This window comes from Ruoffia sp. FAM 26255, from assembly GCF_045528525.1.
Classification (GTDB): Bacteria; Bacillota; Bacilli; order Lactobacillales; family Aerococcaceae; genus Ruoffia; species Ruoffia tabacinasalis.
Genome location: NZ_JBGQQX010000023.1, coordinates 1 through 25,989 on the forward strand (window position 1 = coordinate 1; position 25,989 = coordinate 25,989).

A 25,989-nucleotide genomic window follows, 5' to 3' on the forward strand; every position below is an offset into this window, starting at 1 on the left:
ACAGTAAAACCAGAAAAGGTGGTAAAATAATGTACAATACAATATCAATGCCAGAATTTGAACAAAAATGGAAAAAAGAGAAACTTCCTTTAGTAGACGTTAGAGAAATGAACGAATGGGAAAATGGCCACCTGGACGGAGCAATCCATGTTCCTTTAAGTAATCTTTCAGCTGAAAAAAATAAATTGGATAAAAGTCAAGAGTATTATGTAATGTGTCACTCCAGTGCGCGTTCTTCAATGGCTTGTCAACAATTAGCACAAGAAGGATACAAAGTGATAAATGTAATGGGAGGAATTTCTGCTTGGAGAGGAGAAATCGTTTAATGGAATACGATAAAAAAATTGTGAACCGTTTGAAACGTTCTGATGGTCAGTTGCATGGGGTTTTGAATATGATGGAAGAAGGAAAAGACTGCGCGGATATTGTTACTCAATTATCAGCGGTGCGCTCCAGTATTGATCGTGCGATTAGTTTAATTGTTGGAATTTCTAGTTTCCTAAGTTAAAATTTTTCTGAGTTTGTTTTAATACCAATTATAACAAACTCAGAAAAACGAGTAAAACATTGCTTAAATAGGGATAAGCGCACTTTTGGGGGTCACCTCATATACTTTATTATAAGCTGCTCTTTTTGGATTCCGTAATCCACTTCCTTTTTTGCCATAAAATGGATTTACAGCACTTTTAGCTTTTCGTTTCATTTTTCCAGTAGTGCGAGCTTTTACTCTAGACTTTAGATTCAGTTTACGCAGACCAAACTTGATTGCATTTCCTCCTTCTAATTCTCCATAAACTTCGCAAACTTATCTGCTGTGTCCTTCTTTTCTTCTTTCGTAACATGCGCATAGATATTCATCGTTGTTTGGATATCTGTGTGTCCTAGGCGAGCCTGAACATCTTTTATTGAAGCTCCCATAGAGAAGAGGATACTACTATGCGTGTGTCGTAACCCATGAACTGTAATTTATTTAAGACCATTACGCTTTTGCACATTTCTCATACGGTTATTGGGAACATTAATTGAATAGAAATTATTTCTAGTATTCGCAAAAACATGCTGATCGTGTGTATTGGTATTAAATCCAAGTTTCATCATGAATTGAGCCTGATACATCTTCCACAGCTTTAAAAGCTTCATAGAGTCATAATCTATATCAATTATTCTACGACCGTTCATTGTGTCCGTAGGTTGCATGATAATCTTATTATTTAAGCCCCTAGTAAGTGTTTTACTAATGTTGAGTGTAGATGTATCAAAATCAATATCCGACCATTTAAGAGCTAGTATTTCTGATTTTCGAACACCGCTGTACGATAATATCCTAAAGTACGTATATCCGTTTACATCTAAATTTTCAACCATTGTATCTTTAGTTATATTCAAATTTAAATTCTGTTTTAGAACGGTGTCTATACATTCAAAGTATTTCTAATAATAACACAGTTTATTGATACGCATCAATTATTACAGCGGTTACCTCTTGTATACTGTAGATGTAACAAAAATACAAATGCGGAGGATTTATAGAAATGGACAAAAATATAGCAAATGACATAAATGGAAAATTAAATTTTTTACTGGAAGACCATGGTGTAACATTTGATGATTCTAATATGGCTTTAGACTCTTTAGATACTTTTCACAAAAAAGCAGACGCTTTGTTAGTCGCGCATAACTGTGAGATACCAGAAGCAGCGCATGATATTACTGGCTTGCAGCCGAAATTAAATATGCTGATTCAAGGGCATGGAGCGGAATTTGATGATTCGAATTTAGATCCCAATAGTATAGATACTGTCCTTCAAAAACTTGAGATTCTACAAGATGAACATGGTGCATAAAAGAAAAAGAGTCGCTATCTTAACGGATAGTGATTTTTTTATTCGAATGTTTAAATGAATGTAAAAGATTGATATAAATCAATTCGTAAACAAAATATTCGGTCTATACCAACTGTGTAATCAAAACATTCAGAGTGATGACTAAAAAAATAAAGGAGAGAGAAGATGACGACGATAACGTTTCAATTAGAAAAATTGACCTGTCCATCTTGTATGCAAAAAATCATAGACAATGTAAATGAATTAACGGGGATAGAAACAATAAAAATTTTATTTGATAGAAGCAAAGCAAGAGTAGTGTTTGAAGACAATAAAATATCAGAAGAAGAAATTCTTCATAAGTTTGAAGAGACTGGATATTCAGCAAAGAAAATATAATAACGTATGAAGGTTGATTGGGGTCAATTTTAAATGAAAAAGCGCAGGGTATACTGTAGTCAACAAGTACAAACTAGGAGGAGGAAGAAATGGGTTTTCAGCAAAAAATATTAAGCAGTAAAAATCAAATCACACTTATCTCAGGAATTTTAATCGTTATAGGATTTATTGCACACTTTGGTTTTGGAAACACACAAGTTTTTAATATCGCATTCATTATCGCATCTATTTTAGGGGTGGCACCAATCGCCATTCAAGCTTTTGGGGCTTTAAAGGTAAAAGTAATTTCAATTGATGTGTTAGTAACCATCGCAGTAATCGGTGCTTTACTCATTCAAAACTATGAAGAGTCAGCTATCGTAACGTTCTTATTCTTATTCGGTAGCTGGTTAGAGGCTCGCACATTGAACTCTACTCGTTCAGCGATTAAAGAATTGACAGAAATGGCACCAGAAGTAGCTTTTAAACAAATGGAAAATGGTGAATTTGGAGAAGTTGATGTATGGGATGTTGACGAAGGCGATATCCTACAAGTCCGTACCGGTGGAAAAGTTCCAGTTGATGGAACGGTTGTTATTGGTGAAGGTCACATTAACGAAGCATCAATCACTGGTGAAGCGGATCCGGTTCGAAAAGAAACAGATTCAGAAGTCTTCGCAGGTACAATTTTAGAAAATGGAACCCTACAAATTCGTGCAGACCGTGTAGGAGAAGATACAACTTTCGGTAAAATTATTGAGCTTGTTGAAGAAGCTCAAGATTCAAAATCAGAAGCTGAACGCTTTATTGACCAGTTCTCGCAGTGGTATACACCAGCCGTCTTAGTCTTAGCGTTTATCGTGTGGATTTTTAGTCAAAATGTCGAGTTGGCCATTACAATACTAGTACTCGGATGCCCAGGTGCATTAGTCATTGGAGTACCTGTTTCTAACGTAGCTGGTATCGGAAATGGTGCAAAAAATGGTGTATTATTAAAAGGTTCAGAAGTAATTCAAGACTTTAGTAAAGTTGATACGATTCTATTTGATAAAACAGGAACTCTAACTGTAGGTAACCCAGAAGTTGCCGAATTTAAAACCTATGGGGATGCAGATCAAGCACTAAGCTATCTGGCAAGTGTCGAGAATGAATCGGATCACCCACTCGCAAAAGCGGTTCTTTCACAGTTAGGCGATATTGAAATGTATCCAGTAGATGAAACAAACGTTGTAAAAGGTGGAGGAATCGTCGCAGAAGTCGATGGCCACCGCGTTGCAATAGGAAACGTCGCTTTAATGGAAAAAGAAAATATCCAATTAACAAAAGAAGCTCGTGAAGATTTTGAAGCCTACGAAAAACGTGGAAACTCATTAGTTATTACAGCAGTCGATGGTGAGTTGAAAGCTCTAATGGGGATTCGTGACCAAATTCGCCCAGGGATTAAACAAGATTTACAAGCGATGAAAGCTTTAGGTGTTAAGAACTTAATCGTACTATCAGGAGATAACCAAGGTACTGTTGATTTAGTCGCTGAAGAATTAGGATTAACAGAAGCCCATGGAAACTTACTGCCAGAAGATAAGGCAGACTACCTCAAAGAACTCCAAGCTCAGGGTCAAATTGTCGCATTCGTTGGTGATGGAGTAAACGATAGTCCTTCATTAGCCCTTGCGGATATTGGAATCGCAATGGGTAGCGGAACAGACGTCGCTATTGAAACTTCTGATGTCGTTTTAATGAACTCAAATATGAGCCGCTTGCCTCACGCTTTAGGCTTAACTAAAGCAACCGCCAATAATATGAAACAAAATATTGTCATTGCAGTTGGTACTGTACTTGTTCTTCTAGCAGCCGTTTTCTTCTCAGACTGGATGAACATGTCAATCGGTATGTTAGTACACGAAGGAAGTATCTTAGTCGTTATCTTAAACGGTATGAGACTATTGCGCTACAGACTCAAAGGAACTGATGTAGAAACGGCGAACGCAAAAGAGGTTCATGCATAAAAAATACAATAAAAACTAAATAGATTACGGTAGAATTTCCAATATAATATAGTCGAACAAATTTCAGAAACAATTAAGAGATTAATACTAATTCTTGATCTACATCAATTCAATCTATCTAGTCTTCGATTAGAATAGATGCATAAGAGGTAAGAAATGAAAATATTGAAATACAAAATACCTCGTTAAATTGATGTAGATCAAGATTAAAAGCTTGAATAGCTGATATACTATAGATGTCAATAAGGTAAATCGAATGAACAAATAAAAATTCAAAGGAGAATGTATCATGCAAAAAGCAAATATTCAATTAGAAACGTTAACTTGTCCATCATGTCTACAAAAAATCGAAAATGGTGTTGGTAACTTAAACGGTGTGGATAAAGACAGCTTGAAAGTGATGTTCAATGCAAGCCGTGTAAAAGTAAACTTCGACGACACTGTATCAATTGAAGACATAGAAAAAGCTATCCAAGACTTAGGTTATGGCGTAAAAAGATCGCGTGTAAAAGCCGCATAGGTTTACTTAAAAAATCAAAAAAATAATGGAGGAATGAATCATGTCAGAAAAAACACCACAAGAAAGATTAAAAGAAGAACAAGTATATAAAGATCATGTGCATCATACGAAAATAAATGCAGCAGCCATTACAGACCATCTTTTAGGAAATATTCACACACTACATGTGAAGTTACATCAGTATCATTGGTATGTAAAGGGGCCTCACTTCTTTACTTTACATGAAAAATTTGAGGAACTATATGATGATAATGAAAAATGGTTTGACCGTTTAGCTGAACAACTGCTAGCTTCAGGATATAAACCAGCTTCTACAACCAAAGAGCTTGTCGAGCATTCTATGCTATCAGAAGATCCAGCAGATAAATACATAAAAGCCGAAGAAATGGTTGACAATATCATCGATGATTTCAGAGAAACTCGTGAATTAACGATTCGTGCCATTCACTTGGCGCAAGAAGAAGAGAATGTTGTCTTTGAGGATACGCTAATTGAATTTAAAGATGACTTAGATACAAAAATCTGGATGTTGCAAGCCTTTTTAGGAAAAGAAGCCCTAGAAGATGATGATTACCACGATGAAGAGGAAGACTAATACAATATAGATGAAAAGGAACAAGTAACTGCGAATTTACAAAGTACAGTTGCGTGTTCCTTTTTTGTTTGTCAAATTGTTTCTATAATAGATGGTATTGATGGGCTAATTTTGATTAATTGACACCATTTTGCTTTTGAAATGAAAAAAGATCAATGAACGCCTATGATTTAGTTACCAAACAAACCATGAGAAATTCACATGACTCATTTACAGTTAATACGAAAAACACTCGGATTTGTTCTGTAATAGATTACTGAAGATAGGTACAAAACACAACGGATTGATAGTAAAGAGAAGTGTTTAGGAAACCAGCACTGATATGGGGCTAATTTCAGATAATGCATTATCTGCTTCTGATGGAGTGATTATAAACAGTAAACCATCGCATCTAGAGCTAATGAGCACAATAAAATATACTAAATTCTTAAATGAAAAAACTCTTAGAGCGGGTTATCATTTTAAAAGTTTAGGAACACTTTTTACTCATGATAATAATAAATCTATTGAGGCTGCGAATGAAAACATACTTCAATATGCAAGTGATTTACTACCCTTTAGTAGTAGTATTTATGAGGATAGTGAGATTAGAGGAATGAAGAGTTTAAATGAAGGACACAATTTTGAAGACTATGAAAGGTTACTGATTGAGCTAAATTCAAAGTTAAACATAAATAAGAACTCAAATAAGGAGTATACATTCAGTTTGAGTCCAAGAACATATAAAATGTTAGAAAAAATGTCTAAACACAATGGTTATGAAGACATATCCGAATTTTTAGATATATGGATACAAGCTTTTAATATAGAGAGGTTTTGATTGATGATTATGTGTGAGCTTTTATGTAAATCGCTATGAAACACACCGGAACAGAGTAAAGAAGCCCTCGTTATAGAATTGAAGGCTTCTTTATTAGTCTTGTAAAAAAATCTAATAGTAATAAATAGAGAAATACCAATGGAATAATTAATGATTTATAGAGTAATAGTAATACATTTTTCAGTGACTCTATAAAGGAAAATTCAATTTGAACACAACTATCATAAGAAAGATTGTTCTATTATATTTATATCTAAACAATGACAACTTGTAAGGATCTCTATTAAAGAATCTGGGACTATACCACCAGTGTCAACAGATTCAGTATACATTATATGAGTTTAAAAATTTGATTTAAGTGTATCTCAAATGATTATCAATCTACCTTAATTTAACAGACTAAATAATATAACTACAACTATAAAATCGATTACATATCCTAGTAAATAATGGTATCATTATTTATATAGCATGATAATTAAGTTGAGAAGTACTCAATTTAAAAAGTTTATTAAATGGTGTAAAGGAGGGATTACACAATGAGTGGAAATTTGGATCTAATAGTTGATTATATATATGATAATTTTAGATATGGAAGTAAACTTACTGAGAGCAAAATAAATTTATTATTTCAGAAATATCCATTGCCTGACAAACAAAAAGAAATCGTTCAGGAAGAACTTAGAATGTTAAATATTACAATTATTTCTGATGAGAAAAAAGCAAGAACTCTTTTTAACGAATTATGTTTTTTAATAGGTGAACCTAAAGAATATAGAGAGAGTTTACTTATTAAGTGGTATGAAGATAATAATGTTGAACACAATAAAAGAGATGAAATAAGAAGATCTTTAAATGAATTTGGATACTCAATAATAAATGATGTACCTAAAGAAATAGACAAAAGTAAATTTAATTTCTTAAATGATTTGGATTTAAAACCTCTAGATACACAATTAGATAGTGATGACTTTAATGAAAAATTAGAAAAAATGAAATCTCCCGTACATAGTGACTATAATCTTGATTATTTAAATTCATTACACTCAGAACATTCTGGATATGATCAAAAACAGAAATCATTAGACAATTTAGTTGAAGCCAATATAAATCTAGTCTGGAAAGTTGTTGACAGATACGAAGGAGCAGCTACACAGTCTTTTGACAGTGACGATATGTTCCAACATGGAATGATGGGTTTGATAAAAGCTGCAGAGAAGTTTGACCTATCAAAAGAGACTCAATTTTCTACATATGCTGTATACTGGATCCGACAATCAATCACCAGAGCCATAATGGACTTTTCTAGAACTATTCGAATACCCGTCCACATGCGGGAACGGATAAACAAAATGAGAAGAGTGAAAGGTCAGTTAAAATCATATTTAAAAAGAGAACCCTTAGCAGAGGAAATCGGAGCAGAAATGGACCTTTTAACAAGCGAAGTATATGAGATAATACTACTTTCACAGAATGAAGTATCACTTGATACACCTATTGGATCAGAGCAAGATTCTTTTCTTGGAGATTTTATTAAGGATGATAGTAATGATTTACCGAATGAAAAGGTCATGAAGAATTCATTAAAAGAAGAAATTAGTGACGTGCTCAATAAATTTACTGAACGAGAACGTGAAATTATAAATAAAAGATTTGGTTTACAAGACCAAGAAGAAAAAACATTAGAAGAACTGGGCCAAGTATATGGCGTTACGCGTGAGCGTATTAGACAGATAGAAAGTAAAACACTTAAACGACTAAGACATAGTACAGTAAGAGACAGATTGAGGGATTATTATGAAGACCAATGAACGCATTATTGAAAAAATAAATGAAATAACAGAAGAAAAAGAAAATATAATTATAGTATTTAAAGGCATTCAAACAGAAAGTTTCCCAAAGGAAAATAAGTATTTTTCCTTCACAATCGATTATTATGACACATTAGAATTAGATACTATTAAAAATGAGATACTTAATAATGTCATAGAAAATAGAGAATTTAGTGAAAAATTTAAATGGATGACAATTGAAGAATATCAATTGTTTAAGGAATTTGAAAATATTAACTCCAATCCAATTGTCATATTAGAAAATAACCTTTACGACAAGCAGTATCCGTATAATCAAACACTGTCTGACATAGATAATCTTTATCAGTATTTATACTATCAGGAAGACAACGAGCTTGAACCTGAACAGAAGAAGTTATTAGAAAGAGTTTCTCGATTCTACGGAAAAATAGATTATTCAAAACAAAGTAATGAATACTATGTGACCTATCCATCTATTGGTGCAGAGATTGAGAGAAAATCGCTATATCCTTTTGATCACTTTGAACCAGAATTTACAGAAGTACATAATTTATCTAATATTGATCAAGTAGAACTCTCTGAAGATGAAATTCCATTTTTAGATTTGGAATCTGAAATATTAGCAGGAACCGCCAATGAAAATATCGTATTTGTTTTACCAAGTTCTCAAGAATTTTTACCTCATCGTTATTTAGAAAGAATTGACATCTTATCAAAAATTAGAAATGTAAAATTTTACTTTACGAGCCTGTCTATCCGCCGACAAATCATTGAAAATGAACCGGCTTATTTAACCATTCTAAAAAAAGTATTTGGTTATGATGAATTTCGAGAGATCGCATTCTATAAAAATATTGAAAGCCAATCAAAAGAAACGATTAATATTTCACAAGCTCAAATTATTGATGATATTGTCAATCAAGCCGAGAAAGCAATGTTTGGCGAAGATTTTAGAGATATATATATTACGGCATCGACTGGTGCAGGGAAATCATTAATGTTTCAAATTCCAGCCCTACATCTGGCAGAAAAATATAAAGAAGACAAGCCACTTACATTAGTCATCTCCCCATTAATTGGATTAATGAATGATCAGGTTGATAGTATGAAGAGAAAAGGGATTCGTAATTCTGAAACAATCAATGGAAATACACCACCCTATGATCGAGAACGAATTATTGAACGAATCCGTAACAAAGAGGTGGATGTTTTATATCTATCGCCAGAAACGCTTCAAGCCAGAAGTGATATAAAAATGCTTATCGATGAGCGGAGTATTGGTGTAGTAATTATTGATGAGGCGCATATCGTGACTACTTGGGGGAAATCATTTCGAGCGGACTATTGGTACTTGGGAATTTACTTAGCCAAATTGAGAAAAGAGTATAGTTTCCCTATCGTCACCTTCACCGCAACTGCTATCTACGGTGGTCGTGAGGATATGTATTTAGATACGAGAAACAGCTTAAATATGATCAGTCCGATTTCATATTTTGGATATGTAAGGCGAGAAGACATCCTAATGTGTGTGAGAGATAGTCAAAAAGCTCTTGAAACAGAAGGAAGAGACTATCGAAAAACTAAAAATGCATTAGCATTAGAGCATTTGATTCATGCGAATAAAAATAATCAAAAGTCTTTATTATATTTCCCAACCATTCGATTGCTTATGGATTTTTATAATTTTATCGAACAAAACAAACCAGATATAGCGAAAAAAACAGGTAAGTATTTTGGCATATTGTCTAAAGAGGAAAAAGATGAAGTTTTGGATGAGTTTAAAAATGGTGAACTACAATTTGTTCTAGCAACGAAAGCATTTGGTATGGGGATAGATATTCCGGATATCACAAATGTTTACCACTACGCACCTACAGGTAATGTAGTAGATTATATACAAGAAGTAGGTCGAGTTGCTAGAGATAAAGATAAAGTAGAATATGGTTATGCCTATATAGACTTCCTTACTCGGGATATGAACGAGGTTAAACAGTTATATGGGATGTCATCCATTCGAAAATCACAGATTATTGATGTCATGAAAAAAGTATTATCGACGTACAAAGAAAAAGGCAATAATCGTAATTTGATAATGAGTCCTGAAGATTTTAAATATATCTTTGTTCAAAATAAGAGAGATGAAGACTCTCTTGATAACAAAGTTAAAACAGTACTACTGATGATTGAGAAAGATTTCTCATCGCCAAGTAATTTAGGTTATTCACCTTTCGTGGCACGACCTAGAAGCTTATTTGCTAATGATTATATATATGCCACACCAGCTCTAGAATCGCTATTTATGAAGTCGAGATTAGCAAGGTTTTTTGAGAAGGTATCATCGATTAATAGTAAAAATTATTCGGCGATTTATAGAGTGAATTTAGGGGGAATATGGGAAAGTCATTATAAGAGTATGTCATTTCCTAGCTTTAAATATTCTCTGTTTACAGCAGAAGAACGTGTAAAATTAGCGGATAAGAATATTTTTAATAAATTGGCCTTCACAAGTGGTATCGATGTGCAATTTAATGATAATTATTCAGCAGAGAGTATCTTATCAGAATATCAAATCATAATGAAATCATTCGAAAGATTTATCAATCAATTCCGTATATCTGGCAAGTACTTTACTGTGAATGATTTAGGAAATCATTTTATGAAAGAATTAAAAATAAAAGATCGCTTTGAATCTAGAGCATTTGCGCAGACAATCATAAACTCAGCGTTTGAATTTGGTAAGATTAAAGAAACTAGATTTATTGCTGAACGTAGCTTGACTGGAAGCTCAATCCAAAGCTATATTGTACACCAAGATGGAGATATCTTTAGTTCGTGGATTTTGAACCAAGTTAAGCATTCAGTTTCACCAAAAGATAATTATATTGAGACAGATGAGACTGTCATTTCATATCATCTAAGACAAAGAAATGGGCCTATTGATTCGAAAATTGCTGCTTTAGGTATAGGAGAAGCGAGAGAGATTTTAAATTACCGAGTCATTGGTGGTCATGATCCACAAATTTATTTAAGAATGAACTCCATCTACCCATTAGAGCGCGCTATAAAACAAGGAGATTTCTACAAGAATTCTATTTTGACGGACGTACAAGTAAGACACTATACAAGTGTTGAAATGTTAAAATATCTCTTTACTAAAGAACAGCCAGAACAAAATACTAAAGAACGTATCTTAAACTATACAAAATGGTTCTGGGATCAGATAGAAGATTACTTTATGGGTATTTTACCTGAAAGAGTAAAAAATGAATTAACTAGAGAATGAAAATTAATACTGTTGTTGCAAAAGCAACAAATTAAGCAACAACCGATTTTAAATAAAAATATTAAGCAGAAGTAAAGAAAGATTTGTCAGGATTAAAATTAAAAAAGCTATAAGAGAACAATCATAATTATGATTGTTCTCTTATGTGTTTTATAAGACTATTTAGAGGACTTGAAGTGGATAGTGGTACGTGTTTTAGTTCGAAAATAGATTTAAATGCTCATGGCAAGCCATCATTTTTATAGTGTAACTAGAAGTATGCAAAAATATTTTTAATTCCATCATCGAGTGATGGATAATTAAGTGTATCCTAAGTATAATAAAAGTAAGAATTAAATATGACAGAGGTGATTCTGTGAAAGTGAAGAAATTTTACCGTACCCAACGGGAAGTTGCAGCTGTTATTAATAAAATAGTTGGTAAATATTGGATAGATAATCTAACAGATAAAGTGTTAGAAGAAAATATATATATGATCTATAAAAATAACCAACGTAAAGTAATAAAAAACGATGATTTTACTACAATACTTAAGCAACAATGCGGAAAAAGTCGTTTAACAGTCGTAGAAAATATAATTACTAATTAAAACAAAGGAGGTGGCTTCTTGAAAGAAAATATTAACTTTTCGCTCTCAGATTTAAATGACTCAGCTATTTTAAGAGAAAATGAATCTCTATTAAGTTTACTGCTTAAGGATCATACCACTGGTAAGAATATAAAATGGGGAACAGATAGCTATATTAATCAGGGCTATTACTTCCGAGATGATCAAGAAATTAAAATAGATCTTATTACTGGATGGTATGAAGGTTTTATTCAACCAAGAGTAGATAAAGATATAGATATCCAACTTGAACGCCAACGTAATAGAGCTGAAGTTTTCACACCCTCATGGGTAATTAAATTACAAGTAGATGCAGCTCTAGAGGATATGGAAGAATTATCATTGGTTGATTTTATCCAAACTAAATGGTTAGAAATAACATGTGGTGAAGCTCCGTATATGGTAAACCGCTATGATATGGAAACGGGAGAAGTAATAACTTTAAAAGACAGAGCAGGCTTCATTGATGTTAAATTTAAAAAATTAAATGAAACAATAGAATCAGAAGAAGAATGGCTGAAGTTAGCTGTTGAAATTTATAAAGCGAGTTATGGATATGAATATCAAGGGGACTCACTTCTACTAGCTCGAGAAAATTTAATTTTAACATTTATAGATAACTATTTTTATATGTTCGGAGCTTTCCCAAAAGAGAAAATATTATTAGAAATCACTCAAATAATTAGTCTTAATGTATTTCAAATGGATGGATTAACTTATGAAGTACCATATTCAGTTGGTGGAACTGGAGATTTTGGTACTCAATTAAGCTTATTTGATGAGGTAGAAGTTTTAAAAACTGAGACACCAAAGTTTGCTAAGATAAAATTATGGGAAAGAAATAAAATAGTTGAATTTAAAAGGCTTAAAGAAAGGGATGAAATTGAAATGAAATTTGATGTAGTAATTGGAAATCCACCTTACCAGGAAAATGATAATGATTATGGCAAAGGAAGTGCTATGCCCCTTTACCATATCTTTATCGAAAGTGCGATAGCTTTAAAACCTGAAATAGTATCTATGATTACTCCTAGTGTATGGTTTAATGGCGGGAAAGGGTTAACTAAATTTCGTGAACGAATGTTAGATAGTAAACATATGAAATTAATATATAATTTCGAAACACCTAAAGAGGTATTCCCTAATGTTTCTTTAAGAGGCGGAGTGAATTATTTTATATGGGATTCAGATTTTGATAATTCCAAAGAAGATATCATTGTAATAAATCAAAAGAATAAAGTTGCAGATAAACAAAAAAGAAAGTATACAATACCAGGTATTGACATGTTTATCCCTAATAATCAAGGGATGACTATAGTTGAGAAGCTGTTAAAAAACAATGATATATCTTCTTCAGTAAAAAGTCCGTTAAATTTATCACACTATGTTTCTATTAGAAATCCCTTTGGTTTTGTTACGAATTTTAAAAATCATATTGATTTCCATAGTACTTCAAAAAATATGAAGACACCTATAAAAATTTATGCGAGTAGAGGAACCGAAGGTTATGTAGAAGATGAATTGATTACAAGAAATCGGGAGCTAATTAATAAAGTGAAGTTAGTAACTCCATTTGCTAATAATATCGGTACAGATTTAAATGATGACAATCTTAATTGTATGATTATTGGGGAAAAATCTATTGTTACTGAAACATATCTAGTAATAGGTGTAGAGCTAATTAATAGTTTGAATGAGGCAAAAAATATGAAGAAGTATTTAACAACAAAATTTGTACGTGCTCTAATTTCATTAGCTAAAGCGAATCAAAATGGAACTAGAAAAACGTATCGTTTTGTACCACTTCAAGACTTTACTGAAGATTCAGACATTGATTGGTCTAAATCTGTATCTGAAATTGAGCAGCAACTTTACAAAAAATACAATCTGAATGAAGATGAAATAGGCTTTATCGAAATAAATATAAAGGAGATGGAGTAATATGGTTCAACAAGTACAGCAAAGACCACAAATTAATACAAGTGAGTTAATTCAACCCCGAATTTACGCTTATATTACTCCACGGAATGAAGATACAAAAGATTTGATTAAGATTGGTTATACAGAGCGTCCTGTTGAGGACCGTATACGTGAACAAACTAAAGGTATCTACTATGAAAAACTTTGGGATTATCCTGCGAAATATCATGCTGGTAATGAGTCTTATTTTAAAGATCATGATTTTCATAGCTATTTAACAAAACATGAAATTATTCGTAAACATATTTACGGAAGTACCGAATGGTTTGATTTTGGTGAAGATATGGATAAAGCAGAAAAAATGTTTATTGCTTTTACCTATCGTAAATCAATTGATGATCTTGATGACAGTGAAACAGCTGCAGAATATATTTTACGGAATGAACAACAAGAAGCTGTCAATCAAACATTAGCTTATTTTGATCGGCATGAATCAGGGGAGTTTTTATGGAATGCGAAACCACGATTTGGTAAAACTTTGACATCCTACGATTTAATTAAACGTATGGGTGCAAAAAGTGTACTAGTTTTGACTAACCGACCAGCTGTTGGTAATTCTTGGGTAGATGATTATGAAAAATTCTTAAAAAATGATGAATCAACTTATGATTATAAATTCGTTAGTGATAGTCCAGCTATTTCTCACCGCAAAATATTGACTCGAGAAGAATATGTGAATAATCTAGTCATACCTCATGATCATGAGTATCATATTAACTTTTTAAGTCTGCAAGACTTAAAAGGCGCTCAAATATTTGGTGGTGCACATAAAAAATTGGATTGGATAACAGATCTTCATTGGGATTTAGTAATAATCGATGAATCACATGAAGCCGTTGATACTAGAAAAACGCAATTTGCACTAGATAAAATAAAAAAAGACTATCTCTTGCATTTGTCTGGAACCCCTTTTAAACAATTAGCAGGTGATAATTTTAGTTCAGAGCAGATATTCAACTGGACATATATGGATGAACAAGAAGCGAAAGAAAATTGGGATGAAGAGAAAACTGGTGAGCATAATCCGTATGCTGAATTACCAGCTTTATCAATGTATACATACCAGATGTCAAATATGATTTTGGACAAAGTTCAGCAAGGTGCTGATATTGATGGCAAAACAAACGTTGATTATGCCTTTGATTTAAATGAATTTTTCTCTACTACTGATTCAGGTAGATTAGTCTATGAAGAGGACGTCTTAAAGTGGTTAGATTCACTCACATCTAATGAACGCTATCCATTTTCAACGGAAATTTTACGAAATGAATTAAAACATACCTTGTGGTTACTTAATCGTGTAGACAGCGCAAAAGCACTAGCTAGATTACTGAAACAACATGAAGTATTTAAAGAGTATGAAATTATTTCTGTCGCTGGAGATGGAAAATTAGATAAGTATAAAGGAGAAGAAATTGAAACCGATGTAGAAGATATTACAGGTCGAAATACAGCTCTAGAACGTGTTCAAAAAGCAATAAAAAATAATGAAAAAACTATTACATTAACTGTTGGTCAATTAACGACTGGAGTAACTGTTCCTGAGTGGTCGGCTGTATTAATGTTAAGTAATGTGCAATCACCAGCCTTATATATGCAAGCAGCATTTCGTGCCCAAAACCCTTATTCATGGAATGGTCAAGTTCGAAATAGAGATAGAGAATTAAAAACGATGCGCTTTAGAAAGCAAAATGCATATGTCTTTGACTTTTCACCTGAACGCACGTTAGATATTATAGATGAGTTTGCGAATAACTTAATTAGTGAGACAGCTGACGGCGGTGGTACTGAAGATGAACGAAAACAGAATATTAAGCGGTTATTAAACTTCTTCCCCGTAATTGGTGAGGACGAAGACGGTGTTATGGTCGAGTTGAGTCCGGACCAGGTACTAACATTACCTAAACGATTTAAATCACGTGAAGTTGTCAGACGAGGATTTATGAGTAATTTATTATTTAACAATATTTCTCGAATATTTGCCTCGAAACATGTTTTAGATATTGTAAATAAATTTGAGAAAACTGAAGAAGGTAAATTGTCTGGCAATAAAGATAAAGTAGACGAAGATGAATTTAATGAAGTAAAAGTAGATTCGGAAGGTAATGTTGATATTGATGAAGAATTAGTTGAGGAAAAACGAGGACGTTTCTTTGGAGATAAAGTTTATGCCGAAATAGTATTATCTGATGATGGAGAACCGGTTGGGAAAAAAATTACTGAAACAATTATGCAAGACTTAGAGCCGAATTTTGAAAAAGTTCGGGATGAATACAATATGACAAAAGCTGAAGAAAATCGAAAGGTAAGGGATACAAAGAAAAAGGTTGAACAGGCAGCAGAACATGTCGAAAAAGAACTTGTTTCCCGTAGAAGAGAAATTGATTATGAGTTAGAAAAATTAGAAGAAAAAGTAGAAACTAAAGAAGATAAGATAGCATTGGAAGAATTGAAATCTGATTATGACCAGCAGTTCGTTGAGGAAGCAAATGCACATATAGCAACTGCTTTAGATGATATTAAACGTGAGATGTCGGAAGAAGTAGTTCGAGACCAAGAAGTTAAAAAAGAAGAAAAGAAAAAGAAAACAGTTGAGGATGATATCCGTTCCAACCTTAGAGGTTTTGCTCGTGCTATTCCGAGTTTCATTATGGCGTATGGTGATGAGAATCTTCGCTTAGTGAGTTTTGATAAGTACGTTGATAAAGACGTATTTAAAGACGTCACTGGGGTTAGTCTAGAAGAATTTATCTTCTTACGTGATGGTGGCTATTATATTGATGAAAATGGTGAAGAACAAAAATTTGATGGTGGCTTGTTTAATGAAGTTGTCTTTGATGAATCTATTCGTGAGTTTTTAAGATTACGTTCTGAATTAGCAAATTACTTTGAAGATACGGAAGAAAATATTTATGACTATATTCCACCTCAAAACACCAATCAGATTTATACGCCTAAATGGGTTGTTCAAAAGATGGTTCAACAGTTAGAAGATGAAAGTCCTGGTATTTACGATGATTCCTCTAAGACCTTTATTGATTTGTATATGAAGTCAGGTTTATACATTACTGAAGTAGTTAAAAGATTATATAATAGCGAAGTAATCAAAGATGAATATCCTAACGATTACGAACGTTTGAAACATATACTTGAAAATCAAGTATATGGCTTAGCTCCTACAGAAATTATCTATAGAATTGCCACAAGTTTTATATTTAGTGAACTCACTGAAGGAATTAGTCAAAAGAATTTTGTGCATTTAGATGCTTATCCTTATGCAAATGCAGGAACATTAGAGAAAAAATTAGACGATGTTTTTAAGTAATTGAGTCACTTGAATAGATGAGTATATTGATCTATTTAATTATAGGAGAATTTAATGATACATTACATGAAAAAAGATTGTGATATAATCCTTCTGGAAAATTTGAAAATTAGATATTAATTAATTTGGCAAATAACTTGATGAAGCAACAGGAAATTCTAATGAGTAAACGACTGGGCTTCAGGGCTATGAAATTTTATAGAGTTATTTATATATATTATAATCATTAATATTAAAAATCCACGACTCCATGGTAATAAAGTGTCTCATTCAGGTAACGCTTATACTCAGAGTGAGACTATTATTTTTTGGCAGAAAACTACAGCTATAAAGTATGGAGATTTAATCAATATTTATCAAAAAAATATTTCCAGTAATGTGTTGCACTATAAAATCTAGTGTATTCTAATTTGAAATATAACAACACATAGGTATGTATTATATTTCAAAATTGAAAACAGCAATTAGATATTATGCATAACCTATAGTAAAATAGCCTATTAAGAGTCTAATTATATAGCTTAGTATCAAGTTATCAAGTAATTATTATTAGGTAAAAAAAGGGTCAGTTTTTTTAATTTCTATGAATTTCCATAACTATTTATAGGAAAAAGACTAATATTAAAGGGAGAAATATCCCTTTATAAAATTAAAAAGGAAGGTTTTTATGAATTCTGGGAAACTAATTAGATTATTTCTTGTAGAAGGAGATCCAGATGGAATTGTCACAGCAGAAATTCAAAATATGACGATTTATGCTACTTCGTTTCCACGCACAAAAATTAATGTTTTTAAAAAGCGAGAGGAAGCGAAAAAAGCGGGTACGTACATTTTAATAGGAGATAATATAGAAAATCCATTAAAGCCGATTGTATACGTTGGCGAGGGAGCGCCGGTGTTTGAGCGCATTAAAAAACATAATGAGTCAAGTATGAAAAAAGAGTTTTGGGATAGAGCAATTGTATTTTCATCAAAAGATGATTATTTAACTAAAACTCAGATCCAGTATTTAGAGGCAAAGTTAGTTAAAGAGATTAAGAAAATTCAAAGTACAATAATAGAAAATATACAGAATCCTAAAGAACCTATTCTATCAGAGGTTGACCACGCTGAAATGGAAGAGTTTTATCAAGCTTTATCATTATTATTGAAGACCTTTGGATATGACTTTTTAGAAGAAAAATCGGTCAATCTAGATAATACTTCTGATAAAGAAACTGAAAAAAGTGACGAAGGGTTCATGGAAGGAGTAGTGTTCAAATTTGAAATTAAGGATGCCGTTTCTTACATGAAGATTATAGATAACGATTATGTAGTACTAGAAGGTTCCACAATTGTTAAAGAGGGAAGACAAAACATTCCACCGGGAGTTTTGGAAGCTAGACAGACACTGATAAATAAAGGTTATCTAGTAAAAGATCAAAATAATAAATTATATAAATTGACTGAAAATTATGCGTTTCAAAGTCCTAGCTATGCGTCAGGATTTGTAGCAGGAGGAAATGATAACGGCTGGACTTCATGGAAATATAATGGGAAAACAATGTCAGAACTGGAAGATAATAATAACTTGTAGATTGGTGATTTTGCTATCAAATAAAATACCAATTTAGTGAGAAGCCATGTAATCAAATAGAGCACTTATAATTACCAAATACTTAATAAGAAAATATAGGGAGAGTCATAATGGCATTATTAAAAGATGAGTTAACAATAATATCGATAGGAGATTTACTTAGTATAGATTTAACATTGCCATCCTATCAGAGGCCCTACAGATGGAAAATTTCCTCTGCAAATACTTTGTTTATTGATACGTTTGAAGCTTACAAAAATAGTGTGGAAGAATATCGCTTAGGAACCGTTATTTTACATAAAAATTCGTCAGGTACTTACAATATTGTAGACGGCCAGCAAAGAATCACAACACTTTCTATTCTATTATATTCTCTAGGTGATAAAAAACAAAAAATGCTTGAAGAAACTTATAGTCAACTATCAAATGATGCAATTGTTAATAATTTCCGAATCTTATCTAGAAGAATCAATGAATTAAATGATGATGAACAGAATAAATATAAAAACTATCTATTGGAACAATGCACCATGGTTCAAATTGTAACAGATAGTGAACAAGAAGCATTCCAATTTTTTGATTCTCAAAATACTCGTGGAAAAGAATTAGCTCCTCATGATTTATTGAAATCCTATCATTTGCGAGAAATGGATAAGGAATCCGAGGATTTAAAAGTTCAGATTATAAACCAATGGGAAAACATAAATGCCAATATACTAAAAGATTTATTCAGTATATATCTCTATCCGTTAACACAATGGTATATGTTGAGAGATGGATTAAATTATTCATCCACTAAAATTGATTCATTTAAGGGGATCAAAGGAAATAATATTTATAATTTTTCTCTCTATCACAAGGCGAGCAATTTATACGTGGAACAGTTTAATAAAAGTGGAAACAGTGAACTTCTGGCTTCTAATCATTTAAATCAATTTCAACTAACTTACCCTTTAATTGCCGGGAAAAGATTTTTTAATTATTCCCTCCATTATAAAAATCTCTTGGAAAAGGTTCAAAATTTAATTAGTAACTTTCACAGTAATGAGGGGGAGGCGATTCCAGACAGACGTTCTGGAGATATATATATAAAGCAATTGTATGAATCCGTTGCATTATTTTTTGCTGATCGGTTTGGTATAGAAAATTTGACAAAGTCTGTGCTTCAGCAGCTATATACATGGAGTTATTCATTAAGACTGAGTATGTATGCAGTCTACCCTCAAACAATTAATAAATATGCAAATGGTCTACATGAACGAGTAAATGAAGGACTAGCAATGTTCTCAGTTATTAGTCAGATGAGTGATCCAGAGGAGTTAAAGTTAATCATACTTGAACAACCAGAAATTAGAGAAAACAATGATGAAAGATATAAAGAATCCTATAAATTATTATGTGAATGGAATGGGTGGTATAAATAATGACTAATAATCCATTGCAACTACCGGTTTCTAAAGTTTTCGAACATAACTATCAGGTCCCAATCTATCAACGTAACTACGCATGGACTGAAGTCGAAATCATCCAGTTAATTGAAGATATTGATAGTTCAATTGAGAAAGCGGGTGAAAGTTATTTTTTAGGTAATTTAATTGTTAATCAATTTGATAATAATGCTTACGAAGTAATAGATGGTCAACAACGTCTAACAACATTGTATCTCTTAGGAAAATATTTAAATTTATCTATTCCACCTAGGGCATTACACTTTGAAGCTCGAGAGAAATCAAATCGAACCTTAGAATATATAAGAGATGAAAAGAAGTCTGAATTAGTAGAAGAATTACTAACAGCTGAAATTTTAAATGGATATCAAATTATTAATAATTATTTTGATACGAAAAAAGTTAATATAGAGAAGTTTATTAGAAAATTAAATCGAGTATTTATAGTAAGAGTACAAGTTCCGTCGAATATCGATCTTAATCATTATTTTGAAATAATGAATACTCGTGGTGAACAGCTTGAACTTCATGAAATTGCTAAATCGAAGCTATTAGAAGTTTTAGAAACAGACAAAGAAAGAGATATTGCAGCTCTTATTTGGGAAAAATGTTCAGATATGAATTCTTATGTCCAAATGAATTTTGATAAAACTATTCGAGATAAAATATTTACTACAGATTGGTCTGCTTTAAAACAATCGATTAAGAATTTTAAATCTCTTGAAGATACTATATCAATAGAGAAAGAAATATTAGATACAATTTCACTAGGTGATATTTTAAATAAGAATAACCTATTACAAGAAGATCAGAATCAAGAGGAAGAAGATGAAAATAGGCGATTTGAATCTACTATTACTTTTCCTAACTTTTTATTGCAAGTGAATGCTGTTATAAGTAATTTAGGAGAAGAAGATTCAACTCTTGATGACAAAAACTTTCTTAAAAATTTGTCATGGAACTGGAAATCATCAGATAATGCAAAAAACTTTTTATTTCATTTATTGAAATTACGTGTTCTTTTCGATAAATTAATTTTGAAACGGGAATTTGCAAGAGATTATAAAGAAACGGGTAGATGGTCATTACAACGGTTAGAAAAATATACTGATCAACACGGTGCTAAACCTAAATATGTAGGCACATTAGGGGAGAATGGGAATGACAATCAACAATTAAGAACTTTACAATCAAGTTTACGTATAACCTATACTTCACCTAAGACAATGCACTGGATTACAATTGCACTATCTAATTTATTAATAAATGAAAAAACTAATCTTATACAAATTTTAGAAGAATATTCAATGAAGAAAGTTGATGAATCTGATTATAAATTTAGTTCTGGATTTGGATTTGAGCGAATTGTATTTAGTTATCTTGACTACTTGATTTATAGAGATGGCTACTCATATGAGGGAAAAAACATTGTAACTCCGATGCAGGATAACTGGCAATTTCAGTTTAGAAATTCTATCGAACACTATCACCCACAAAATCCCATAGAGGGTGAAGAGTGGGATATAGAGAATCTGGATGATTTTGGTAACTTAGCATTAATTACCGTTTCTGGAAATTCTCGGTTTTCTAACTTACCACCAAGTGGAAAAATTAGTTCATACCCAAGCATCATTAATCAGAGCATGAAATTGAAAATAATGGAATACATGACAAAAATTGATAATGGGATGTGGACAGAAGAAAAAATGAAAACTCACAGAGATGAAATGTTCAGAGTTTTAATGAATGAATAAATCCTCTTACAAGCCATTATGTTAGTAGCCTCATCCGGATACTGATTAAATTACCAAGGTGAGGCTCTTATTATCAATATAGGATATATATTGTCTCTTCTTCTTACAGATAATTTTTCAATAGAATTATGAACTGTTAATATTAGTTTTTACTTGTGTTGAATTGCAATAATTATTGCGACAATTTTTTATTTACTCAATTAATAAGAGTTCGTGTAAAAATACTTCCAAAGGTGTTTGGTAATCTAAGCATTTCCTAGGTCGATTATTCATTAACCACAAAGCTTGGTTGAGTTCTTGGGAAATTACTCTAGCGAGGTCTGTTTTCTTAGGAAAAAACTCACGCAGTAAACCGTTAGAGTTCTCATTGGTTCCTCTTTGCCAGGCACTATAAGCATCGGCAAAATAAAAATCAATCCCTGCTGCTTCGACCTCAGGATAACAAGCAAATTCTTTTCCTCGATCTGAGGTAAAGGACTTTAAAGCTTCCTTAGGTAAGTTTTCTCTCAAATCTTCAATCGCAGTTTGCATAGCAACTTTAGAGCGATTTGGCATGGGTAAAGCAATATATAGACGGCTTTTTCGTTCTGCAAAGCTCGCAAAACAACCTTTACTCTTACCTCGAGAAGAAACAACTGTGTCGAGTTCCCAATGCCCGAACTCTTTTCGATTCTTCACAGATTTGGGGCGTTTTGAGATGGGAGTGCCGATATTAAACTTTCCTCGCGTTTCTTGAGGCTCTCGACTTTTCCCTTTGTGTCTTAAGACCGTTAGGGGTACCTTTAAGATATCTTGGTAAATCCAGTTATAGATGGATTTAAAGGAAAGTTTTCCCTGATAGTCTCGTCCAACAATTTGTTCAGGTGACCATGTACGTTCTACTTTATCTTGAATGTCTTTAAGTAGCTCGACCGTGCACTTAGGATTTCTACCCTTAAAACGTGCACGTTGATTGGCACCTTCATGGGTATCCTGAGCTTGGTATTGATCTGAAGGGCATCGTTTAAGTTCTCTATAAATCGTTGACCGATGGCGCCCGATTAATTGGGCAATGCGATTAATTTTATAACCTTCTTGATAGAGTATTTCTATTTTTGAACGTTCCTCTATGGTAAGATGTGTGTAGCTCATAACAGACCTCCGTGTTTATGTTTTTGTCATTACTAACATTTTACACGAACCTGTTATGGGTTTCTTTATTTGTCGCACTTAATTTTACAATTCATCTTGTATAATTAAAGGGATGTGTAAGCGTTTTAATTTTTGTTTTCTATGAAATAATATAAGAGGAGTTTTAATAATGAATCCAATTTTACTTACATTTATTATTTTTCTAATTGTTCTAGTTTTTTGGATTATATTACAAAAAAATGGAACTCAAACGTTCTTTTGAATTATTGAAAAAGATACTTTAAGTGGTAAATACTTTCCCTGTAATAAGCATTTATTTTATAATAGTTACATATAACGCAAGCAATAGTAAGAAACTGAAAATAACAAGAAATCAGGTAAAACACTGTTAAATTAGTGTTTTACCTGCATTTTTAGAAACTTTTCATAATTTAGGTAAGATAACATCTAACAATTGATTTATTCAACAATCATTAGTTATCTTATTTCAACCAATTCCATACGAATATAAGCGTAATTGAAGTGATTAATCGGACAATCAGATGTATCCAGTGAAAAGAGTTTGTTGTCACTCCCATGAATACTGCAAAAATGATAAGAGCAATCAATCCAAAATACAATAGCCATTCTGGATCAGTTTTTACCGCAAATATCATTAAGCAAAGACTTAACAAAATATAGATTGGATGCGACCAATTGAATTGTTCAACCTTAACTTCTTCCCCAACAGCAATTACAGTAAGTAAACCATACAAAAAAATAAATATTCTAAATAAAATCATGAAATTCTCCTTTACTATTTGATATACTTATCTTAAAAGATGGAGTAAGGTCTATGTCAAGAGAAAGGTAATCAAAATGAAAACAAAAGATATTACTAAGTTATCTGGTTTATCGAAAGATACAATTAGGTTTTATGAAAAATTAGGACTTGTGAAACCTAATAGGGAAAGTTATGCCAGAGAATATGCAGATGATGATTTAGAAAGAATAGAACAAATTAAACAATTAAAAGGTTTAGACTTTACGCTTTCTGAAATAAAGTTGCTTGTTGATATTGATGAAAAATATCAATCAATTGATGAAATCTACTCAATGACACATGATGATTATCAAGAAATCATCCAACTATTAGATGATAAAGTAAACTACTTAGAAGAAAAATCTAAGATGATTGAAGATGGATTGGCTAGGCTAAAAGTTATGCAAGAAAAAATTAAAAGCATAAATAATGACAGATGAACTAATATTTAGTAAAGGATTATTAATTTTATAACACAGCTTTAATTATGGCCATAATAAAAATCTTTCAAAACTCAACTATGTAAATAGTAGTTGAGTTTTGAAAGGTTTAAATATACTCTTTTGAGATTGTTATTGAACAATTATTGTTTCAATAGTTTAGTATGGAGATGAGGGGGCTCATCTCCACCTTAACTTTTCCGATAATACTGAAAATAAATATTTTTTACACAAGATTTTAGAAAGAGTAAAACACTTCAGAGTCTTGTGTTTTTTATACCTCAAGAAACAAAAAAGAGATGCAATTTTTTTGCATCTCTTTTAGTCATATAATTAATTAAACACTCCAAAGATATCTCGCATGAAGTTAGTAATCGCATTGTCACGGTTGTTTTCAATTGGGGTACTATCTTCTGTCGCTGAATCTTCTTGGGCTGCTTCTTCCACTAATTTCTCAGCAGGCTCTTGTGCTTTGAGGTTAGTAGGAAGATCAAGGTCGATCACCTCTGGATGATCTAATAAGCCGTCTAACAGGATTTCGATCTCCCAATAGGAGCTCATACCTTCACCAAAAGTTCCCATCGCTACCGCAATAAAGTCACGGTCTGCTTGATTACCTGTTGCCACAAAGTTCAATCCAGCAGCATCAGTGAAACCAGACTTCAAGCCAGTAATACCAGAACGACCATAAGTGCCACCTTCAAGTAATTGGTTTGGATTGAATAAAATTTGTTCCTCGTCTGTACCTTCCATATAGGTATATTCGCGGGTTGTTGTAATATCTAAGATTTGTGGATATTCTTCAATCGTATGTTGGGCAACTAAGGCCATATCTGCTGCGGACATCGTATTCTCGCTCATCTCATTCGAGCCAGGCATCCACCATGATTCTGGCACTTCGATGTTTGGAGCACCTGAAGTTGAGTACATCTGAGCATTCGTGATTCCCCACTCGGTAAGTTGATCTTGCATTGCTTGTACAGCGGCTTGTTCGCTACCGTAGATCTCCCACATCAAAGCAGAAGTCGCATCATTGGCAGATTGTAACATGACGGCATACATTAAATCCTCAACGGGGTAAGTAATCCCTTCTACCAACCAGACGTTTGATAATTCTACATTAGATGAGATATCTTCCACTATTTCTGTTGGAATCTCGATCTCTTGGTCAAGTTTCAAAGTACCTTCATCTAAAGCCTGATAAATTAAGTACATTGATAATACTTTCGTCATTGAAGCAATAGGGTAAGGAACATTCCCTTCACGATTGGCAAGAATTTTGTTTGTTGCCTGATCAATCACGACATACGAACGAGCGTCCATATTACTATCGTACCATTCTTGCAATTCACTAGGGTAATCTTCTGGCATTTCAACTGGTTCTGAAGGTTCTAACAATACATTGTCAGAGTTAAAGATAGGTGTTTTACTTACAGCTTGGGCTGTAGTTGGATATAGATTGGCATAACACATGCTTGTTAAAGAAAGCACGGTAAGCCACTTTATTGTTCGTTTATTGAACAAAGTGATGACCTCCTCAAATTTAATACCAATTAATTATAGCGAACTATTTACGCATTTCAAATAGCCTTGGAATATTTTTACTTTATTACATATCTTTTCACACAAAATTCAAACTTTGTTTATGCATTTTCTTGAATTTGTATTATTAAAAAGTAATAAAGTA

Annotated in this window: 20 protein-coding genes and 2 pseudogenes; 17 read left to right on the top strand and 5 right to left on the bottom strand. The window is 32.5% G+C overall.

Annotation, left to right across the window (positions count from 1 at the left end; all coding sequences use genetic code 11):
• The first annotated feature begins 29 nt into the window (after positions 1 to 29).
• Together ACEN31_RS05940 and ACEN31_RS05945 are read left to right on the top strand one after the other, a co-directional pair.
• Positions 30 to 326, top strand: a complete 297-nt coding sequence (locus tag ACEN31_RS05940; protein ID WP_407108941.1) for a rhodanese-like domain-containing protein — start codon at positions 30 to 32, stop codon at positions 324 to 326.
• Positions 326 to 484 (top strand): annotated as a pseudogene (locus ACEN31_RS05945) (metal-sensing transcriptional repressor); the annotation flags it as partial. The gene ACEN31_RS05940 and the pseudogene ACEN31_RS05945, both read left to right, overlap by 1 nt.
• Before the next feature lie 87 nt (positions 485 to 571).
• Here ACEN31_RS05945 and ACEN31_RS05950 read toward each other — a convergent pair.
• On the bottom strand, positions 572 to 766 hold the full coding sequence (locus tag ACEN31_RS05950) for a hypothetical protein (RefSeq protein WP_407108942.1): 195 nt from the start codon (positions 764 to 766) through the stop codon (positions 572 to 574).
• Between the two features lie 14 nt (positions 767 to 780).
• A pseudogene (locus tag ACEN31_RS05955) lies at positions 781 to 1,365 on the bottom strand (site-specific integrase).
• A 167-nt stretch (positions 1,366 to 1,532) separates the two neighbouring features.
• On the opposite strand from ACEN31_RS05955, the gene ACEN31_RS05960 reads away from it, so the two are divergent.
• From ACEN31_RS05960 to ACEN31_RS06025, 14 genes are all read left to right on the top strand, one after another.
• Entirely contained in the window at positions 1,533 to 1,844 is a 312-nt protein-coding gene (locus ACEN31_RS05960) for a hypothetical protein (RefSeq protein ID WP_407108923.1), read from the top strand.
• Positions 1,845 to 2,009: 165 nt separating this feature from the next.
• Positions 2,010 to 2,222, top strand: a complete 213-nt coding sequence (locus ACEN31_RS05965) for a heavy-metal-associated domain-containing protein (RefSeq protein ID WP_407108924.1) — start codon at positions 2,010 to 2,012, stop codon at positions 2,220 to 2,222.
• A gap of 89 nt (positions 2,223 to 2,311) precedes the next feature.
• Positions 2,312 to 4,207: a heavy metal translocating P-type ATPase gene (locus ACEN31_RS05970; RefSeq protein ID WP_407108925.1), complete on the top strand. Its 1,896-nt coding sequence runs from the start codon at positions 2,312 to 2,314 to the stop codon at positions 4,205 to 4,207.
• A 289-nt stretch (positions 4,208 to 4,496) separates the two neighbouring features.
• The gene (locus ACEN31_RS05975; protein ID WP_062470281.1) at positions 4,497 to 4,727 is read left to right on the top strand and encodes a heavy-metal-associated domain-containing protein; all 231 of its coding nucleotides are present in this window, start codon (positions 4,497 to 4,499) and stop codon (positions 4,725 to 4,727) included.
• A gap of 40 nt (positions 4,728 to 4,767) precedes the next feature.
• Entirely contained in the window at positions 4,768 to 5,322 is a 555-nt protein-coding gene (locus tag ACEN31_RS05980; protein ID WP_407108926.1) for a Dps family protein, read from the top strand.
• 322 nt (positions 5,323 to 5,644) lie between these two features.
• Positions 5,645 to 6,142: a ParA family protein gene (locus ACEN31_RS05985; protein ID WP_407108927.1), complete on the top strand. Its 498-nt coding sequence runs from the start codon at positions 5,645 to 5,647 to the stop codon at positions 6,140 to 6,142.
• Positions 6,143 to 6,681: 539 nt separating this feature from the next.
• A complete protein-coding gene (locus tag ACEN31_RS05990; RefSeq protein WP_407108928.1) occupies positions 6,682 to 7,953 on the top strand; it encodes an RNA polymerase sigma factor RpoD/SigA in 1,272 nt (423 codons plus the stop codon).
• Positions 7,940 to 11,239 carry a DEAD/DEAH box helicase gene (locus ACEN31_RS05995; RefSeq protein ID WP_407108929.1) on the top strand — a complete coding sequence of 1,100 codons (3,300 nt, stop codon included), beginning with the start codon at positions 7,940 to 7,942 and terminating at the stop codon, positions 11,237 to 11,239. Before ACEN31_RS05990 ends, ACEN31_RS05995 begins: the two co-directional genes overlap by 14 nt.
• A 361-nt stretch (positions 11,240 to 11,600) precedes the next feature.
• On the top strand, positions 11,601 to 11,828 hold the full coding sequence (locus ACEN31_RS06000) for a TIGR04540 family protein (RefSeq protein WP_407108930.1): 228 nt from the start codon (positions 11,601 to 11,603) through the stop codon (positions 11,826 to 11,828).
• A gap of 18 nt (positions 11,829 to 11,846) precedes the next feature.
• On the top strand, positions 11,847 to 13,787 hold the full coding sequence (locus ACEN31_RS06005) for an Eco57I restriction-modification methylase domain-containing protein (RefSeq protein ID WP_407108931.1): 1,941 nt from the start codon (positions 11,847 to 11,849) through the stop codon (positions 13,785 to 13,787).
• Position 13,788: 1 nt separating this feature from the next.
• Positions 13,789 to 17,151 (top strand): DEAD/DEAH box helicase family protein, encoded by a 3,363-nt coding sequence (locus ACEN31_RS06010; RefSeq protein WP_407108932.1) that lies wholly within the window; start codon positions 13,789 to 13,791, stop codon positions 17,149 to 17,151.
• Between the two features lie 667 nt (positions 17,152 to 17,818).
• Complete coding sequence (locus ACEN31_RS06015) at positions 17,819 to 18,727, top strand: GIY-YIG nuclease family protein (RefSeq protein ID WP_407108933.1); 909 nt, start codon at positions 17,819 to 17,821, stop codon at positions 18,725 to 18,727.
• A 110-nt stretch (positions 18,728 to 18,837) separates the two neighbouring features.
• Positions 18,838 to 20,151 (top strand): DUF262 domain-containing protein, encoded by a 1,314-nt coding sequence (locus ACEN31_RS06020; RefSeq protein WP_407108934.1) that lies wholly within the window; start codon positions 18,838 to 18,840, stop codon positions 20,149 to 20,151.
• A complete protein-coding gene (locus tag ACEN31_RS06025; RefSeq protein WP_407108935.1) occupies positions 20,151 to 21,929 on the top strand; it encodes a DUF262 domain-containing protein in 1,779 nt (592 codons plus the stop codon). Before ACEN31_RS06020 ends, ACEN31_RS06025 begins: the two co-directional genes overlap by 1 nt.
• 192 nt (positions 21,930 to 22,121) lie before the next feature.
• Here the strand turns inward: ACEN31_RS06025 and ACEN31_RS06030 are convergent, their stop codons facing one another.
• The gene (locus ACEN31_RS06030; RefSeq protein WP_407108936.1) at positions 22,122 to 23,060 is read right to left on the bottom strand and encodes an IS30 family transposase; all 939 of its coding nucleotides are present in this window, start codon (positions 23,058 to 23,060) and stop codon (positions 22,122 to 22,124) included.
• Positions 23,061 to 23,542: 482 nt separating this feature from the next.
• The gene (locus ACEN31_RS06035; protein ID WP_153861772.1) at positions 23,543 to 23,842 is read right to left on the bottom strand and encodes a hypothetical protein; all 300 of its coding nucleotides are present in this window, start codon (positions 23,840 to 23,842) and stop codon (positions 23,543 to 23,545) included.
• A 76-nt stretch (positions 23,843 to 23,918) separates the two neighbouring features.
• Between ACEN31_RS06035 and ACEN31_RS06040 the strand changes: the two genes are divergently transcribed.
• Positions 23,919 to 24,302 (top strand): MerR family transcriptional regulator, encoded by a 384-nt coding sequence (locus ACEN31_RS06040; protein ID WP_407108937.1) that lies wholly within the window; start codon positions 23,919 to 23,921, stop codon positions 24,300 to 24,302.
• Positions 24,303 to 24,635: 333 nt separating this feature from the next.
• Here ACEN31_RS06040 and ACEN31_RS06045 read toward each other — a convergent pair whose 3' ends face one another.
• Positions 24,636 to 25,826 (bottom strand): D-alanyl-D-alanine carboxypeptidase family protein, encoded by a 1,191-nt coding sequence (locus ACEN31_RS06045; protein WP_407108938.1) that lies wholly within the window; start codon positions 25,824 to 25,826, stop codon positions 24,636 to 24,638.
• Between the last annotated feature and the right edge of the window lie 163 nt (positions 25,827 to 25,989).